The sequence below is a fragment of the Nonomuraea fastidiosa genome (assembly GCF_042751225.1).
Taxonomy (GTDB): domain Bacteria; phylum Actinomycetota; class Actinomycetes; order Streptosporangiales; family Streptosporangiaceae; genus Nonomuraea; species Nonomuraea fastidiosa.
Genome location: NZ_CP170570.1, coordinates 3,199,879 through 3,216,541 on the forward strand (window position 1 = coordinate 3,199,879; position 16,663 = coordinate 3,216,541).

Sequence of the window (16,663 nt, forward strand, 5' to 3'; positions counted from 1 at the left end):
CTGACATAACCACCGGCCCCTACGTCCGGCAAAGAAGTGTTAGCGTCCTCTCGGACGACCTCAGTATTAGTGAGACTCTAGGTCCACGTCAAGCGCAAGCTTGCCGACGACCCTGGTGAAACACCAGGTAGGGGCACTGCCCATCGCGGAAGTGCCTCATGCGGACCTGGTGAGCGGCGACCATTGAATTCGTAAACATCAGCGAGGGAGAGGTCAGCACCCCCATGGCCCAGCAGCCGTTGCTTCGTGATGTGATCGACATCAAGGAGTCGATTTCCACGTCGGACTTCGTGCTGCGATTGGCCGAGGCGGTGACGCCGGAGGGTGCCGAGCATGCGCTGAGGGACTACGTGGTCACCGAGCGCCTCCTGGAGAACTTCGAAGAGGCGCTCGATCTGATCAAATCCGCGCTGGACGGGCACACCTCGAAGGCGGCTTACCTGCACGGCTCTTTCGGCGCCGGTAAGTCCCATTTCATGGCAGTGCTGTACGCGCTGCTCAGCGGCCACCGGACCGCTCGCTCTATGAGCGTTTTTGACAAGGTGTTGACCAAGCACGAGTGGCTGGTCAACGACGACAAAAAATTTCTGCTGGTCCCGTACCACATGCTGGGCGCTAAAGCCATGGAGCAGCGGGTGCTCGGCGGCTACGTCAACCACATCAAGAAGTTGCACCCCGATGCGCCCACGCCGCAGGTTTACCGGACGGACTCCCTTTTCACCGACATCAGGGCCATGCGGGCAAGGATGGGCGACGACGCCGTAATCAACGGCCTGGGCGGTGGCGTCGACGGTGAGGAGGACGAGTGGGGTGAGTCCTTCACCTGGACCTCTGAGCTGCTGAACCAGGCGTTGGCCGCAGAGGAGTCGCACGATGGCGGCGAGCCGCTGAACCTGGTACATCCCACCAGCCCGGCGGAGCTGCGGGCCAAGCTGGTTCATGACGCGAGCACGAACCTACTGCCCGGTTTCACGCAGAACGCGGCCGAAGACGAGCATGGTTTTATCTCCCTGGATGCCGGCCTGTCCGTGATCGCCCAGCATGCCAAGTCTCTCGGCTACGACGGGTTGATTCTCTTCCTGGACGAGCTGATCCTCTGGCTGGCCACGCTCATTCATGATCAGAAGTTCGTCGCCCGCGAAGCGAGCAAGATCACTAATTTCGTCGAGGGCGGCGACGAGCGGCGGGCCATCCCCATCGTCTCCTTCATCGCGCGACAGCGTGACCTGCGGGAGCTGGTAGGCGAAGAGCTGGACGCAGGCGCGGCGGAGGCGTCGATCCAGGACACGCTGAACTTGGCATCCGGACGCTTCGACAAGATCACTCTAGAGGACCGGAACCTCCCGCAGATCGCGCACGCCCGTCTGCTCAAGCCGAACCCGGGCAAGGAGCACCTGATCGATGCGGCGTTCGCGCAGACCAAGAAGATAGGCCCGCAGGTGTGGGACACGCTGCTGGGCTCGGACAAGGGGGCAACAGGGGCGGATGAGGAGTCCTTCCGGCTCACCTATCCCTTCTCGCCTGCCTTCATGGACACCCTGGTTCACATCTCTTCGGCCCTACAGCGCTCCCGCACGGGCCTTAAGCTCATGGGGCAGCTGCTTGCCAACCATAGAGACGACCTCCGGCTGGGTCAGCTGGTTCCTGTGGGGGAGCTCTACCCGGTGATCGCCGACGGCGGTGACAAGCCGTTCGTCGATAGCCTGAAGGTGGTCTTCGAGGCCGCCGACAAGCTGTACAAGACTAAGTTGCGGCCTTACCTGCTGTCGTCCGCCGGCGTCACCGAGGATGACGTCGAGCAGTTTCTGCACCGTCCGGAGACGATCACAGACCCGCAACTTGCTCAGCGTTGCAGGGTGTTCATCGGCGACAACCAGCTCATCTGCACCCTGCTGTTGTCGGCACTGGCGCCCAGCGCGTCGGCGCTAAGCGACCTGACGATCCGCCGCCTCGGCGCGCTCAATCACGGCTCGGTGACGGCACCGATTCCTGGCAGCGAGGTCGGCATCATCGCCAACAAGGTGACGGAGTGGGCGGCCCGATTCCCAGAGATCAAGCAGTCCGGCACCGGGCCCACCGCACGCGTCCGGCTGGAGCTCACGGGCATCGACGTCGACACGGTCATCGCGAATGCGGCGGTCAACAACAACCCCGCCAACCGGATCGCGCTCGCTAAGAGATTGCTCATGGAAGAGCTCGGCATCGACCACGCCGACGGCAGGCTGGGAGCCGACGAATTGCGCTTCGTCTGGCGCGGCTCCAACCGCACGGCCGAGGTCATCTTCGGCAACATCGCCGACGAGGACGAGTTGCTCGATCATGACCTGCAGCCGCAAGTGGACGGTCAGTGGCGAATCGTCGTTGACCTGCCATTTGACGAGAACGGCTACGGGCCCAGAGAGGATGTCAATCGGCTGCGATCTCTCGGCGAGCGGCAACGCGAGCGCACCAGGACCATTGCGTGGATCCCCTCCCATCTGTCGGCCCAACGGATGGACGAGTTCAAGCGCCTGGTGATCATCGACAAAGCACTCACCGACGACAACCGGTTCGCCACGCAGTATGCCGCCCATCTCAGCCCCGACAATCGGGCCAGGGCCAAGGGCTTGCTGGAGAGCCAGCAGGAGGCGCTGCTCAAGAACCTCAGGGGCGCCTTCAGGCAGGCGTATGGCCTGGCCAGGAAGACGGAGGCAGACGTCGAGACAGAGTTTGACGAGCACCTCATGTCTCTGCGCGATGTCGATGGGCTCAAGCTCTCGCTCGGCCAGTCGATGTACGAAGCGCTGAGAGGCATCGCGGGCAAGGCGCTGGCATCGCAGTTCCCCGCTCACCCGGACTTCGACCCGGACGGCAACCGGGTCGCCGTCAAGCCGGTAGACGCCAAGACGGTCTTCACGTATGTCCGGGCCGCTGCGGAAGCCCATGACAACCAGGCCGAAGTCCCCTCCAAGGATCGCAAACTCATGGAGCGGGTGGCTGGTCCCCTGGGCCTTGGGCTGCAGAAGGAGGCGTACTTTGAGCTGTCTCAGCGTTGGGCGGACCACTTCCGGCGCATGGCGCAAACCGAGGGAGTCACGGGAGACCTCAGCCTGATCCACCTCATGGACTGGATGGACAAGCCGGTCCCCATGGGGCTGGAGCCGTTCCTGGTCAATCTGGTGGCCGCCTCCTTCGCCGAGATGGACGACCGGGTGTGGGTGCGCGGCGGCGTACCGCTCGATCTCTCGCCCGAGCTCACGCAGATCAAGCCGGGAGACGCCCTGCGGAGCCAGCCGCTTCCCGGCGAGCAGGACTGGACCACCGCGCGAGAGCGGTTTGCCGCAATCTTCGGGGAGAAGGCACCGACGCTGCGCCGTGGGCGGATGGTGCACCAGTTCGCGAGGCAGATCCTGGTGGCTGCCCGCAACTACCAGGAGGCGGCTGCCACCCTGGTCGAGCAGCTGGAACAGCATGCCACCTTCCTCGGTTTGGACGAGGCGGACGAGTCCGGGCGTCTGGTGATCGCCCGGAAGTCGCTCGACCTGCTGAAGGCCCTAGTGGCCACGGGACAGACAGGTGCGGGGGCCGCATCGGCCAAGAAGACGATCGAGACGCTGGCCCGCGTCAACCTCGGACCCGTGAGCCCGGATCGGTACGGGACTTCCGTCAAGAAGGCTCACGCGGTGGCCCAGGCGTTGGCCGGGGCCTCCTGGGACACGCTGGACCTTGCCTCGGGGCAGGGCACGGAAGGCCACGCTTTGCTCGAGTCCCTGCGCGGCGTCGCCCGTGCGGATCAGCGCACGGCCGACCTGATCGAGGCGTTGGACCGCACCCGGCGCGAGATCACCGCGTTGATCAAGCGCAACCAGATCGAGTCCTCGCCGCCCCCCAAGCCGCAGCCGCCGGTGCCCGGACCGGACAACGTTGACCTGACCGGGGGCAGCAGCCACCCGCCGGTGCCGGTCGAGGTTCCCAAGCGCAGATCCGGCGGCAGGCGCACCACGGCGGCCAGGGCGGTGGCCGACCTCCGGGAGGAACTGGCCGCACTGCCGCCGGGCACGGCCATCGAGATCACCTGGCGGGTCGTGGACTGATGAGCGTCCATGGCAGTGCGACGCCGGGAACGGTACGGCTGACCCCCTCGACCGTCGCCCAGTACTTGACCTCACAGACCTCCCTGCCCGCTGCGCTGGAGCGCGGGCGGCGAGTCGTGGTGCTGCGCTCCGCCCCGCAATGGGAGGGACCTGCCGAGGTGATCTGGGGGCTGGGGCAGCGGGCCCGAGTGGCAACCGCGGTCTCGCCGCTTGCCGTACACGAGCTGGTTTTGGACCACTTGGGCGCAGGCGAGCAGGCTCCTGAGTTGCTCGTGGTGCTGACCGATCGCGAACAGGCCGAGCTCGATCCGGCGATCCTTGCCCGCGTGCACAAGCAGCGGGTCGAGGCCGTGGATCGATGGAACGTCGTGCAGCAGGCGTTCGGCGCGGAGGGCATCGACCCCCGGCTGCGAGAGGCGAACTGGGCGGCGGAAGCGCTCCTGGATGCCGCGCCACCCGGGGGCTGGCCCCAGGTGGCCGGAGGCCTGCTCGCCCGCCGGGTCGCGCTCTCCGAACTCGCGGCACGCCGGCTCCGGTTCGGGCGTTACGGCACAGACGGTGATCAGCTGTTCGGCGACAACTTGGACATCTACGCTCTGTTGTCGTGGTCGCTCAGCCCCGGAGGCCCTGAAAGACTGCTTGCCCTGCGCGGGCCGGAACGGGACGGGCTGGCCGCCTTCCTCGGTGAGGACGATCAGGCGGGGGCACCGGGAAGAGCGCTGCTAGCCCTGGTGGTCGAGGAGCATGGTGCCGACGCCGTACCGTTCGGGTTGGTCTGCGCTGCCCTCTGGCAGCATGCGGAAGCCGACGCACACACCTACCGGGTGCGCGGGCGGGCCGAAAGATGGTTCGGCGAGCATCCACCCGCCGAGGGCGAGGCATTGGACGCGCTCGTGACGGCGTTCGGGCGCGCGTGCGAAGAATTCGTCACGGTGCTGCTCGGCATCAGCCGCACCGACCCGGACGAGGAACAGGCACGCCGCGCGCGGCGGATCTCCACCATGGTGCTGGACCAGGCCGAGGCACTGAGCCGCCGACTCGGGACGGACGCACAGGCGGCGGCCAGCCCCATCCTGGGGTCGGGGCTCAAGGCGCGCTTCGCAAAGGCAGGCCAGGCACTAGCAGAGGGGGATGCGGGAGCGCTCGCGAGATCGGTGCAGGAACTGCAGGATCACCTGCTGGCAGCGGATGCGGACGCGCGCGTACGGATCGATCGCATCCGAATGGCACAGCGACTGACGCAATGGCTGGCCACGGGCCCCGTTGTGGAGACCGAGACCGTTGCCGCCGGGGTGCAGCGACACGTCGCCGAAACCGGATGGGTGGATCAGGCGCTGGAGCACGTCGAATCCGGAGGGGACCCCGATCCTTCAGTGAAGGCCGCCTACGACACGTTGAGCGTGAGCGTGCGCAAGCGCCGGCGCGCGATCGACCGCTCATTCGCGATGGCCTTGGCGGCCTGGACCTCGGCCGGCACCGACCCCGGCACCATGCTGACCGTCGAGACCTTCCTGCACCGGGTCGTTCGGCCGTTGGTGGCCGCGAAAACCGGGCGCCGGGTTCTCCTTTTGGTGCTGGACGGCATGAGCGCGGCCATTGCCTGCGAACTGGGCGAGCAAATGCGCCGGCATTGGGCCGAGTACGACCCCCTCGCCGGTGCACAGGACAAGCCGCGACGCCGAGCCATGGCGGCGGCACTCCCCACACTGACGGCCGTGTCACGCACGTCCCTGTTCGCAGGCAAGCTCATGAGAGGGACGCAGGCGGACGAGGAGCGCCTGTTCCCCACCCATCGGTTTTGGGGCGGGGCACCGGCTGCCGTCTTCCACAAAAACGACCTGCGTGGCGGCACCGCAGGCGACCCCTTCGGACCCGAGCTAGCCGAAGCGCTCGCGGACCCGCACACCCATGTCGCCGTGGTGCTGAACACCATCGACGACCGGCTGGCCAAGGAGCAGAAGCTGGGCGACGGCGCTTGGCGGCTCGACCAGATCGGGATGCTGCGTGAACTGCTCCGTGCCGCGGCCGACCAAGGCATGGCGGTGATCATGACAAGCGATCACGGGCATGTCGTGGATCGTTACGGTGCCAGGGCTGCGGGCGAAGGCATCGCCTCAGCCCGGCATCGGGTGCCGGGTGGCGATCTGCTGGATGTGGAGGTTTTGCTGTCCGGGCCGCGGGTGGTGTGGCCGGAAACCGATGGCGAGATCGTGGCTCTATGGGACGCCGACTCCCACTACACCTCGCAGAAGGCCGGCTACCACGGCGGTGCATCGCTGGCCGAGGTCACCATTCCGGTTCTCGCCTTCCTGCCGTTCGGCGCCGAACCTCCTAAGGGGTGGCGCGAACTTGGCGACCAGCACCCAAGCTGGTGGTCGTTGCAGCCACCGGCGGCGATTGCACCGAAGGTGACCCCACCGGCGGCTCCCGAGCCGAAGAAGCAGGCCAAGCGGACGAAGGCCGCGCCGCCGAGCCATGACGCGTTGTTCGATGTGGTGTTGGAATTGGGCGAGCAGGATGCGTTGCTCACCCCCCAGCCCCGGTCGGCCGACGACATCCTGGTCGAAGCCCTGCTCGCATCAGAGATCTTCAACGAACAGGTCAATCTGTTGGCCCGTAAGCCGCCCATGGACAAGGTGGAATCGGCGATTCGCGTCCTGCTCGACTCTGGCACGTTGCCGTCCACCGCGCTCGCCCAGCGGGTCGGCTACCCGCCCGCACGCGCCGACGGCTTCGCAGCCGTGTTGCGTCAGCTACTGAACTATGAGGGCGTGCAGGTGCTGGAGACGCTGCCGGACGGGCGGACCCTGCGGCTGAACATCGGATTGCTGCGTGAGCAATTTGAGCTGGCACGATACTGAGGGGATGGGTAGGAGTCGGTTGGTACAGGTGAGCGCGGCGCGGCGGCGCGCGGTGATCGACGCGCTCCGGCGCGGTGCCGTACCCGAGAGCGGCCTGGACCTACTCGCTACCGGGCTGGCGCGATTCGAACCGGCTCTCGATGCCGAGCTCGACGCCGCCGCTTCCGGAGCCTCGGTGTTCAAAGCCGTCCGGGGCGAGTACGGCTCGGGCAAGACGTTCTTCGCGCGGTGGCTGGGAGAGCGGGCGAAACGGCGCAACTTCGCCGTCACGGAGATCCAGATCTCGGAAACCGAGACGCCCTTGCACCGGCTGGAGACCGTTTATCGCCGGCTGACTGAGCGGATTTCCACCGTCAGCTTCCCGCCCAGCGCCCTGCGATCGCTGGTGGACGCCTGGTTCTACGCACTCGAAGAGGACGCACTGGCGGCGGGTACCAGTGAGGATGCTCTGTCCGAAGAGGTAGAGAAGCTGCTCGAGGCCAGGCTGGTCGAGGTGTCGAGGCAGACGCCGTCCTTCGCGACGGCTCTGCGCGGCTACCGAATGGCGAAGGCGGCGAATGACGAAGCGACCGCGGCCGCGATCCTGGCCTGGCTGGGCGGGCAACCGCATGTCGCCGCAGCGGCCCGCCGTACGGCCGGAGTGCGGGGTGACCTTGACCATTTTGGGGCGCTCGGTTTCCTGCAGGGCCTGCTCACCGTGCTGAGAGACAGTGGGCACCCTGGGCTGCTCGTCGTGCTCGACGAAGTGGAGACTCTGCAACGGGTACGGTCCGACGCGCGCGACAAGGCGCTCAACGCGCTCCGGCAGCTCATCGACGAGGTGCACTCCGGCCGGTTCCCGGGCCTGTACCTGCTGATCACGGGCACTCCGGCGTTTTACGACGGTCAGCAGGGCGTCCAGCGGCTTGCTCCGCTCGCCCAGCGGCTGGCGACCGACTTCACCACTGATCCACGCTTCGACAACCCGCGCGCGGTCCAGCTCAGATTGCCCGGATTCACCCTGGAGTCTCTGGTCGACCTCGGCATCACCATCCGGGATCTGTACGCCGCGGGCAGCTCGGATCGGATCAAGGCCGTAGCCGACGACGCCTACATCGCCGACCTGGCGTCCGCGGTCAGCGGAGCGCTCGGAGGCAAGGTCGGGGTGGCGCCTCGCCTGTTCCTGAAAAAGCTCGTGGGGGATGTGCTCGACCGCATCGACCAGTTCGACGACTTCGACCCGCGCAAGCACTACCGACTCACGCTTTCCAAAGCCGAGCTGACGGAAACGGAACGCAACTTCGTGGCCACCGCGGACAACATCGACCTGGACGTCGAATGACAGACATGTCGGATCGGCTCCACCCGGTCGTCCTGCACCATATTGTCAACACCCTCGGCTGGTCGGACCTGCGCCCCTTGCAGCGTGCCGCGATCACGCCACTGATGGACGGCGAGGACACCGTCCTGCTCGCCCCGACAGCCGGAGGCAAGACGGAGGCCGCGTGCTTCCCTCTGCTGTCGGCGATGGAGCGGGACGGGTGGACCGGTGTGTCAATGCTCTACCTGTGTCCCCTGAAAGCGCTGCTCAACAATCTGGTCATGCGGATCGGCTCCTACGCCGAGTGGCTGGGACGTCGGGCCGCCGTCTGGCATGGAGACGTCAGGCAGGCCCATCGACAGCGCATTAGGACGGACCCGCCAGACATCCTGCTGACAACTCCGGAGTCGCTCGAAGCGATGCTGATCGGGGTGAAGACCGACCACGCGCAGTTGCTCGGCCGCGTCCGGGCCGTGGTCGTGGATGAGGTCCACGCTTTCGCCGGGGACGACCGGGGTTGGCATCTCCTGGCTGTATTGGAACGCCTGGAACGGGTGGCGGGCCACCGAATTCAGCGGATTGGTCTGTCGGCCACGGTGGGCAATCCGGAACAGCTCCTGACTTGGCTGCAGGGAGCAGGCGCCGGCAAACGTACCGGCCGGGTTGTGGCGCCCAAGGTGACGGCATCGGGCAATCCCGCAGGGGAGGTCGAACTCGACTATGTCGGCTCCTTGGAGAACGCAGCCAAGTTGATTGCGACACTGCATAGGGGCGAGAAACGACTGGTGTTCTGCGACTCGCGGCGGCAGGTGGAGCAGCTCGGGGCGGCACTCCGTGACCGAGAGGTCACGGTGTTCCTGTCTCACGCCTCCCTGTCGGCCGAGGAACGCGCGCGTTCGGAGCAGGCCTTCGCCGATGCCCGCGACTGCGTGATCGTCTCCACCTCGACCCTTGAACTCGGGATCGACGTCGGCGACCTGGACCGGGTCATCCAGATCGACGCGCCCGCCAGCGTCGCCTCCTTCTTGCAGCGCATCGGCCGCACTGGGCGGCGCGCTGGCACTGTGCGCAACTGTCTGTTCCTAGCGACCAGCAAGAACGCCTTCCTCCAAGCCGCTGGCTTGCTGCTCCTATGGGGGCGCGGCTGGGTGGAACCCGTGAGCCCGCCGCCCGAACCGCGTCACCTCGTCGCGCAGCAGCTTCTCGCCGTCGCTCTGCAGCAGCACCGGATCGGGGACCGGCTGTGGGAGGAGGAATGGAACGGGCTGGCGCCCTTCGATCAGTCGGCTGCGCCCATCCTGCGCCACATGGTGGATGCCGGTTTCCTTGACCGGGACGGTGGGATGCTCTTCGTCGGGCCTGAAGCCGAGCGGAGGTTCGGACGACGGCATTTCATCGAGCTGACCGCGTCGTTCACCGCGCCTCCTCAGTTCACCGTACTCGCTGGACGCCGGGAGATCGGCCGAACCGACGTCTCGGTACTCACTGAAGAACGGCAAGGGCCGCGGCTGCTGCTGCTCGGCGGCCAGAACTGGCGGGTGACTTTCATCGACTGGCCCAGCAAACGAGCCTTCGTCGAACCGGCCCACCGAGGTGGGGTGGCTAAATGGACCAGCAACGGCATCGCAGGGCTGTCATTTGCCCTGACCCGCGCGATGCGGGATGTGTTGCTCGGGGCCGATCCTCCTGTGTCACTCACCCGCCGAGCCCAAGCGTGCCTTGCAGACTGGCGCGAAGAGGCCCCGGCCCTCGTGAACCCCGGCGGGACTCTGGTCATCAGGAGTGGTGCGGACGTGCGCTGGTGGACCTGGGCCGGCTATCGCGCCAACGCGACCCTGGCCGCCACGCTGCCTTCGATCGCCGACCCGGTGCAACGGCCGACCGATTTCGCGGTACGACTCCGCCACGATCTCACCCTGACTGCATGGGAGACGGCGAGAAAAGGCACCGGCAATGGAGAACTCCTCGTTCTTCCTGACGTCGACCGTCGGGCAGTCACCGGACTAAAGTTCGCGACCGTACTCCCCGAACGGCTGGCGACGGCCACCGTCGCGGCCCGTCTGGCGGACTTCGAGGGCGCAAAGACAGTTTTGATGGAACCCGTCCGCCATCTGCACCTCGGTAGCCATTGATCATTGCGCCCAACGTCCGTGGACGTGACCCAAGTTCACCCACACTCCGGGCCTGATTGTCGTGTGCGCCAAGGAGGTTGTCACTTCAGGAAGTGATACCCCCGCGCCAAGAGGCCGATGTTGTCGTGAGGGGTTGGCGGGGGGTCTGTACGGTCTTCGGCTCTGCCAAGATTCCTGTGGTAACTAACCGTCGTGCTTCTGGGCGAGGAGTATCCGTTTTCGGAGCAGCGATAACCCGGCCTTGCCGTACGTCTGCCGCTTGAGGAGCTTGATCTTGTTGACGACGCCCTCGGTGGGCCCGTTGCTGTAAGGCAGGGCGAGTGCGGCGGCTACGGCGTCGTGGTCGATGAGCAGGCCTTCGGCGAAGGAGCGCAGGGCGGGGACCTGCTGATCGGCGCGTACCTTGTCGATCCAGGCGTCCAGGCGTGCGGTGTGCTCGTCGAGGTTGCCGTCGTGGTCGGCGGTGAGCAGGGCGGCGAAGGAGCGTACGTGGCCGGCGACGGCCTGCAGGTCGGGGCAGCGTTTGAGGGCGTGTTCCAGGCGGGTCTGCTGGGAGGCGCTGAGGTTGTCCGGGTTGGTGGTGATCCAGCGCGTGAGACGGCGGGGCGAAGGTGGCGGGTGCTCGCCGTCGGCACGGCCCTGCCCCAGGTAGCGGTAGAGCAGGGTGGAACCGCCCTGGTACCCCATCGCCTTGATCTCGCCGAGCAGGGTCCAGGTGGTCACGCTGGGCTCGATGGTGCGGCGTTTGCGCAGGTAGTCGCGGAACGGGTCGACCAGGGTGGTGGAGTATTTCGGCCCGTGGATCAGTTGCTCGGCGTGCTTGGCGGCGGCGTACTTCTTGACGGTGTTGCGAGACAGGTGCAGCTTGCGCATGATCTGTCCGTGCGAGGCGCCCTGGGCGAGCAGGGCGTGCACCGCCGCGTGCCGGGATCGGGTGCGCTGCGCGGAGGGGCCCTCGCTGCGGGCGGCGCCGTGATCGGGGTCGCTGTAGCAGGCACGATGCGCGATGGAGGCCTTCTCCACTGCCTCGATCAGGTTCTTCCACACGTGCCATCTGTCGGCGATTTGCACCGCCTGCGGGGCACCGTCTCGAGCGCCGGCCGCGTACGCTGTCGAGCGGTCCCGGCAGATCAGCTTCACCTCCGGGTGGGCCTTCAGCCAGGCTTCCAGCGTCACCGCGAGCCGGCCGTCCAGCACGTCGAGACGCTCATGGGTGTCCGCGTCGATGATGACGGTGGCGTAGCGGTCGTTGCGCTTGAGCGCGAAGTCGTCCACCCCGATCGCCTCCGGGGCACGGACGGTGGGGTCGGGCAATGCCATCAGCGCGGTCAGCACCGTGGTGCGGCTGAGCAGGACTCCGGCCGTGGCCAGCAAGGCTGATCCGGCGCGCCCGGCCAGGGCGACCGCTGCCGCGGCGACCAGCGTGGCCAGTGGCGGGGTGCGGCGGGCGTATCGCTCGGCCAGCCCGGGCACCTGCTCATTGAAGGTCTGGCGCGCGCAATCCAGGTTGATGCACACGAGGCGCCGCAGGACCAGCTCGAGCACCACCGGTGCCCCACCGGCCGGACTGTCGGCCAGGCGCCGCCGGTAGTAGCCGTGCACCTTACCCGTCGCCGCCCCGCACGACGGGCACGGCATCGGCTCCCCACGGGAACGAGCGATCACACGTAACGCATCACCTTCACGCTCGACACGCTCGACCAGCACCGAGTCCAGATGAGGGAAGACAACAGCCACCACGTCAGCGTCACACACGACCGACGGTGACACCCAGACGCCAGCTCTGTAGCCAATAACACACTTTCAGTTACCACAGAAATCTTGGCAGAGCCGTCTACTGGACAGCCCCCCACCTGGTCATACGTGATCAGAGTCCGCGACCCCGAGACAGGCGAGAGCAAGCCGAAGTGGGTAGGCGGCTTCGCCACCGAGGACGACGCCAAGGAGGCCCGCGATGAAGCCAGTGTGAAAGCCCGGCGTGGTGAGTACGTGGACCGCAACACCATCACCGTCGGCGAATACCTCGATGAGTGGATCGAGGCTCACGCCGTCGAGATCAAGCCCAAAACCCTCGCCGACTACCGGCACATCATCGAGCGCTACATCAAGCCCAACATCGGCGCTCTGCGGTTGCAGGCTGTTCGGGCTTCCACGATCACAAAGCTGTACCGGGATCTGAGGGTCGGCGGTGGTAAGAACGGGCGGCCGCTCTCCGCCCGGACGGTCGACTACGTCCACGCGGTGCTTCGGAAGGCGTTCCGCGACGCTGTGCACGTCGACGAGATCTTGTCGTCCAGCCCGGTCGATAAGGCCAAGCGCCCTCGACGGGAGATCAGCGAACCTGGCACGGTGTGGACCACGCAGCAGCTCAGGACCTTCCTACGCGCTGCTCGCGATCACCGGCTCTGGCCCTTCTTTCACGTCGCCGCTTATACCGGTGCCCGGCGCGGTGAGCTGCTGCACCTGCGCTGGTCGGATGTGGACCTGGAGGGCAAGCAGATGACCATCCGCGGTTCGGCCTCGTTCATCAGCGGTGAGCGGGTCGAGGGCACCACCAAGAGCGGTCGTAAGCGCGTGGTGAGCCTGGACGCGCTGACAGTCCAGGTCTTCCGCGCGCAGCGTGCACAGCAAGCCAGGGAAAAGCTCCAGCTCGGCCCGGAGTGGCGAGGCGGCGACGACTACGTGTTCACCACGGGATGGGGCGAGCCCGTTCATCCCGACACGCTCAGCTCGCTCTTCCCGATCCTGATCAAGCGGTACAACAAGGCGAACCCACGTACGCCGCTACCTCACGCTCGCCTTCATGACCTGCGCCACATCCACGCCACGACCCTGCTCCTGGCCGGCGTCCCCGTCCATGTCGTCGCGGCCCGCCTCGGTCACGCCGACCCCTCAGTCACTCTTCGGGTGTACGCCCACGTGATCCGGTTGCGTCCACGGGAGTGGTGTACGAGTTTGACCTGGTCAGCTGGCGTGGTGCCGTGAAATGGTGACGGCCATCGCGTGATCCTTCGAGTAGCTAGTCCAAGATCGAAGGAGGACACGTGATGGCCGCGGACAACAGTGTGACGCCCGAGCAGTGGCTGGCGCAGCAGATCCAGTCCGGCGACCCCGACATGTTGCGATCCATGGTGAAGACCATGGCCGAGGCGTTGATGTCGGCCGAGGCCGACACCCTGTGCGGAGCCGGCGACGGCCGGCGCAGTACCGAGCGGACCAACCGGCGCAACGGCTACCGGGCGCGTGAGTGGGACACCCGGGCCGGCACGATCGAGCTGGCCATCCCGAAACTGCGGTCGGGCTCGTACTTTCCGGACTGGCTGCTGGAACGCAGGCGGCGGGCCGAGCAGGCGCTGATCAGCGTCGTGGCCACCAGCTACCTGCTGGGCGTCTCCACCCGCCGTGTCGACAAGCTGATCGAGCAGCTCGGCATCACGCACATCTCCAAAAGCCAGGTCTCGCAGATGGCCAAGACGCTCGATGAGCAGGTCGACGCCTTCCGCACCCGCGCACTGGATGCCGGGCCGTACACGTTCGTCTGGCTGGACGCTTTGACGCAGAAGGTGCGCGAGGGCGGGCGGATCGTCAACGTCCACGTGCTGGTCGCCACCGGGGTGAACGCCGACGGACGGCGCGAGATCCTCGGCCTGGACGTCACTTCGGCTGAAGACGGCGCGGGCTGGCCGGCCTTCCTGCGCGGCCTGGTCGCCCGCGGCCTGTCCGGAGTGCAGCTGGTCATCTCCGACTGCCACGCCGGGCTGGTGGCCGCAATCGGCGCCACGTTGGCCGGGGCGTCCTGGCAGCGCTGCCGCACCCACTACCTGCGCAACCTGCTCACCTGCGTGAACAAATCCGCGCAGCCGTTCGTGGCCACGCTGGTGCGCACCATCTTCGACCAGCCGGATGCCGCCTCGGTGCGCGCCCAGCACGCCTGGGTCGTGCAAACGCTGGAAGCCAAGCATCCGCACGCCGCCGAGCACCTGGACGCCGCCCGGGACGATCTGCTGGCCTTCGCCGCCTTCCCCCGCGAGATCTGGCCGCAGATCTGGTCGAACAACCCGCAGGAACGGCTGAACAAGGAGATCCGCCGCCGCACCGACGTGGTCGGCATCTTCCCCGACCGCACGGCGATCATCCGCCTCATCGGCGCCGTACTGGCCGAGCAGACCGACGAATGGGTCGAAGCCCGCCGCTACATGGGCCTGGACATCCTCGCCAAAGCCCGCATCCGCGTCGTTGCCGGCGACACACCCACCCAGAACCCACTCCCACAGACACTTACCGCTTAACCTGCAGAAACAGGATCACGTGAAGATCGGTTCTTACACCACGTCCGTGGACGTGACCCGTGATCCGCGCCGCCGAAGCCTCAGCGGCCGACATCTTCGCCGAATCGGTCGGCGAGGAGGAAGAAGGAGCTTGTCAGCAGAGGTGTTAGCAAGATCACGACATTGTGCTGACAAACACTAAGGCCCGCTCCCCAGGAACCCCTGGTAGCGGGCCTTTCGTATGTGCGCGGCCGAGAGGACTCGAACCCCTAACCTTCTGATCCGTAGTCAGATGCTCTATCCATTGAGCTACGGCCGCTTGGCGCTGCCGCTTTGACCTGCCCGGCCTCAGCGACAAGAAGACTCTACCAGAGTCGCACAGTGCTTTTAGCCGTCTGAGCGCCGTCCCGGGGATCCGGCGGACGTTCGGCGTCTCTCCCACCCCCGTACGGCGCGCGTGCCCCCGGGCTTCGGGCTGTGGATACATCGAAGGGTGTATTCACAGGCGGACCTTCGCAGGAGGTCAGGGGCGGTGGGAGGTGGTGGGATGGAAGGCATGTGGCGAGTGGTGTTGGGGGCTGTGGTGGCCTTCGCGACCGGCGTGTTGCTGATCGTGGGCAATGCCTACCTGCCCCGTGGCGTGCCCTCGTGGGTGCTGGTGGTGCCGCTGGCGTTCACCTGTGCGGGGGTGCTGGTGCGGCAGCGGGCGCCGCTCGCCTCGCTGGCGCTGGGCGTGGTGGGGGTGACGATCGACGGGTTCGTGGGGCCGTCCCTGGGGACGGTGCTGGTGTTCACCGACAACCTGTACGCCGCCGCGCTCTACGGTCCCGCCCGCTTCGCCCGCGTGCTGCTGGGCATCTGTTCCGTGCTGGCGGTCGTGGCGGGGGCGCTGGCCGGGATCCTCGACTCTGACTGGCGGACGCTGGCCGTCATGGGCATCCAGGCGGGGCTCGTGCTCATCACGCCGGTCACGACGGCGCTGGTGCTGCGCGAGCACCGTGACCGGGCGGCGGCGGAACGGGCGCGGGCCGAGCAGGTCGCCCGCCTCGCCGAGCTGGACCGGCAGGCGGCCGTCACGTCGGAGCGTACGCGGATGGCCCGCGAGCTCCACGACCTGATCGCCAACCACTTCAGCGCCATCGCCATCCAGTCCACGGCCGCGCTGTCCCGCAAGGATCTCGACGCCAAGACGGTGCGATCGATCATGGAGTCCGTACGCGAGAACAGCGTCAAGGGCATGGCCGAGATGCGGGCCATGATCGGGCTGCTGCGGCAGGAGGGCGACGACGGGGAGGGCGAGGCCACGCGTCCCCGGCTGGCCGACGCGCAGACCCTCATCGACCGGGCGCGTCAGGCGGGGATGTCGGTGGACGCGCGGGTCGAGGGGGAGCCGCGGGAGCTGCCCGCCGCCGTTGACCTGGCCGGCTACCGCATCCTCCAGGAGGCACTCACCAACGCCATGAAGCATGGGGAGTCGCCGGTGCGGGTGCTGATCTCGTACGAGGGCGGCAACGGGGGCGGGCAGGTCGCCTTGCGCGTGGAGAACCGGATCGGTGGCGAAGGCCGGGCGAGAGGGGTAGAGGGCCTGCTCGGTGTCGGAGCCGGGCTGGTCGGGATGCGGGAACGGGCCTCGCTGGTGGGCGGGTCCTTCGAGGCCGGTCCTGTTACGGGGCCGGCGGCGGCCGGGTCTGCCACGGGTCCGTCGGCGGGTCCGTCGGAAGGGGCGGCTGAGGGGGCGGTTTCCGAGTCCGCTGTGGGCTCGGCGGCGAATCCTGCGGTCGGCCCGGGGGCGGGGCCGGTGACAGGCCATCTGGAGGGCCGGACGGCGGGCTCAGCAGGGTCGGTGACGGGTGCGGCCGGCTCAGCGGAGGGTTCGGCCGCGGGCGGTGCGGCGGCGGGCGATGCGGCGGCGGCTGCTGCGAACAGCGCCGGCGGGCAGTGGTGGCGGGTGATGGCCGTGCTGCCTGCTGATCCGGACGCCGAGGTCGGGGCGGCTTCCGGTGGCGGGATTCGGTGATGGGGTTCCTTC

8 protein-coding genes and 1 tRNA gene are annotated in these 16,663 nt (G+C 67.2%); 7 read left to right on the forward strand and 2 right to left on the reverse strand.

What is annotated here, in order from left to right; genetic code table 11:
• The first annotated feature begins 224 nt into the window (after positions 1 to 224).
• From ACFMQL_RS14615 to ACFMQL_RS14630, 4 genes are read left to right on the forward strand one after another with little or no spacing between them, the layout of a single operon-like run.
• Positions 225 to 4,073, forward strand: coding sequence for a hypothetical protein (locus ACFMQL_RS14615; RefSeq protein ID WP_378785898.1), 3,849 nt, complete (start codon positions 225 to 227; stop codon positions 4,071 to 4,073).
• Positions 4,073 to 6,934: a BREX-2 system phosphatase PglZ gene (gene pglZ / locus ACFMQL_RS14620; protein WP_378785899.1), complete on the forward strand. Its 2,862-nt coding sequence runs from the start codon at positions 4,073 to 4,075 to the stop codon at positions 6,932 to 6,934. Before ACFMQL_RS14615 ends, pglZ begins: the two co-directional genes overlap by 1 nt.
• A gap of 4 nt (positions 6,935 to 6,938) precedes the next feature.
• Positions 6,939 to 8,255, forward strand: coding sequence for a BREX system ATP-binding protein BrxD (gene brxD / locus ACFMQL_RS14625; RefSeq protein ID WP_378790160.1), 1,317 nt, complete (start codon positions 6,939 to 6,941; stop codon positions 8,253 to 8,255).
• A gap of 5 nt (positions 8,256 to 8,260) precedes the next feature.
• Positions 8,261 to 10,366 (forward strand): DEAD/DEAH box helicase, encoded by a 2,106-nt coding sequence (locus ACFMQL_RS14630; RefSeq protein ID WP_378785900.1) that lies wholly within the window; start codon positions 8,261 to 8,263, stop codon positions 10,364 to 10,366.
• 183 nt (positions 10,367 to 10,549) lie between these two features.
• Here the strand turns inward: ACFMQL_RS14630 and ACFMQL_RS14635 are convergent, their stop codons facing one another.
• On the reverse strand, positions 10,550 to 12,031 hold the full coding sequence (locus ACFMQL_RS14635; RefSeq protein ID WP_378785901.1) for an ISL3 family transposase: 1,482 nt from the start codon (positions 12,029 to 12,031) through the stop codon (positions 10,550 to 10,552).
• A gap of 198 nt (positions 12,032 to 12,229) precedes the next feature.
• Here ACFMQL_RS14635 and ACFMQL_RS14640 point away from each other — a divergent pair, with 198 nt between their 5' ends.
• Together ACFMQL_RS14640 and ACFMQL_RS14645 are read left to right on the forward strand one after the other, a co-directional pair.
• Entirely contained in the window at positions 12,230 to 13,351 is a 1,122-nt protein-coding gene (locus ACFMQL_RS14640; protein ID WP_378785902.1) for a tyrosine-type recombinase/integrase, read from the forward strand.
• A 62-nt stretch (positions 13,352 to 13,413) separates the two neighbouring features.
• On the forward strand, positions 13,414 to 14,655 hold the full coding sequence (locus tag ACFMQL_RS14645; protein ID WP_378785903.1) for an IS256 family transposase: 1,242 nt from the start codon (positions 13,414 to 13,416) through the stop codon (positions 14,653 to 14,655).
• Positions 14,656 to 14,880: 225 nt separating this feature from the next.
• Here ACFMQL_RS14645 and ACFMQL_RS14650 read toward each other — a convergent pair.
• Positions 14,881 to 14,953, reverse strand: a tRNA-Arg gene (locus ACFMQL_RS14650).
• Positions 14,954 to 15,181: 228 nt separating this feature from the next.
• Between ACFMQL_RS14650 and ACFMQL_RS14655 the strand changes: the two genes are divergently transcribed.
• Positions 15,182 to 16,651, forward strand: a complete 1,470-nt coding sequence (locus ACFMQL_RS14655) for a histidine kinase (protein ID WP_364061741.1) — start codon at positions 15,182 to 15,184, stop codon at positions 16,649 to 16,651.
• Positions 16,652 to 16,663: the final 12 nt, after the last annotated feature.

Bases quoted from the DNA above. Each gene is read 5' to 3' on its own strand.
- ACFMQL_RS14615 (WP_378785898.1), top strand. From the start codon at position 225: ATGGCCCAGCAGCCGTTGCTTCGTGATGTGATCGACATCAAGGAGTCG.
- pglZ (WP_378785899.1), top strand. From the start codon at position 4,073: ATGAGCGTCCATGGCAGTGCGACGCCGGGAACGGTACGGCTGACCCCC.
- brxD (WP_378790160.1), top strand. From the start codon at position 6,939: ATGGGTAGGAGTCGGTTGGTACAGGTGAGCGCGGCGCGGCGGCGCGCG.
- ACFMQL_RS14630 (WP_378785900.1), top strand. From the start codon at position 8,261: ATGTCGGATCGGCTCCACCCGGTCGTCCTGCACCATATTGTCAACACC.
- ACFMQL_RS14645 (WP_378785903.1), top strand. From the start codon at position 13,414: ATGGCCGCGGACAACAGTGTGACGCCCGAGCAGTGGCTGGCGCAGCAG.
- ACFMQL_RS14655 (WP_364061741.1), top strand. From the start codon at position 15,182: ATGGAAGGCATGTGGCGAGTGGTGTTGGGGGCTGTGGTGGCCTTCGCG.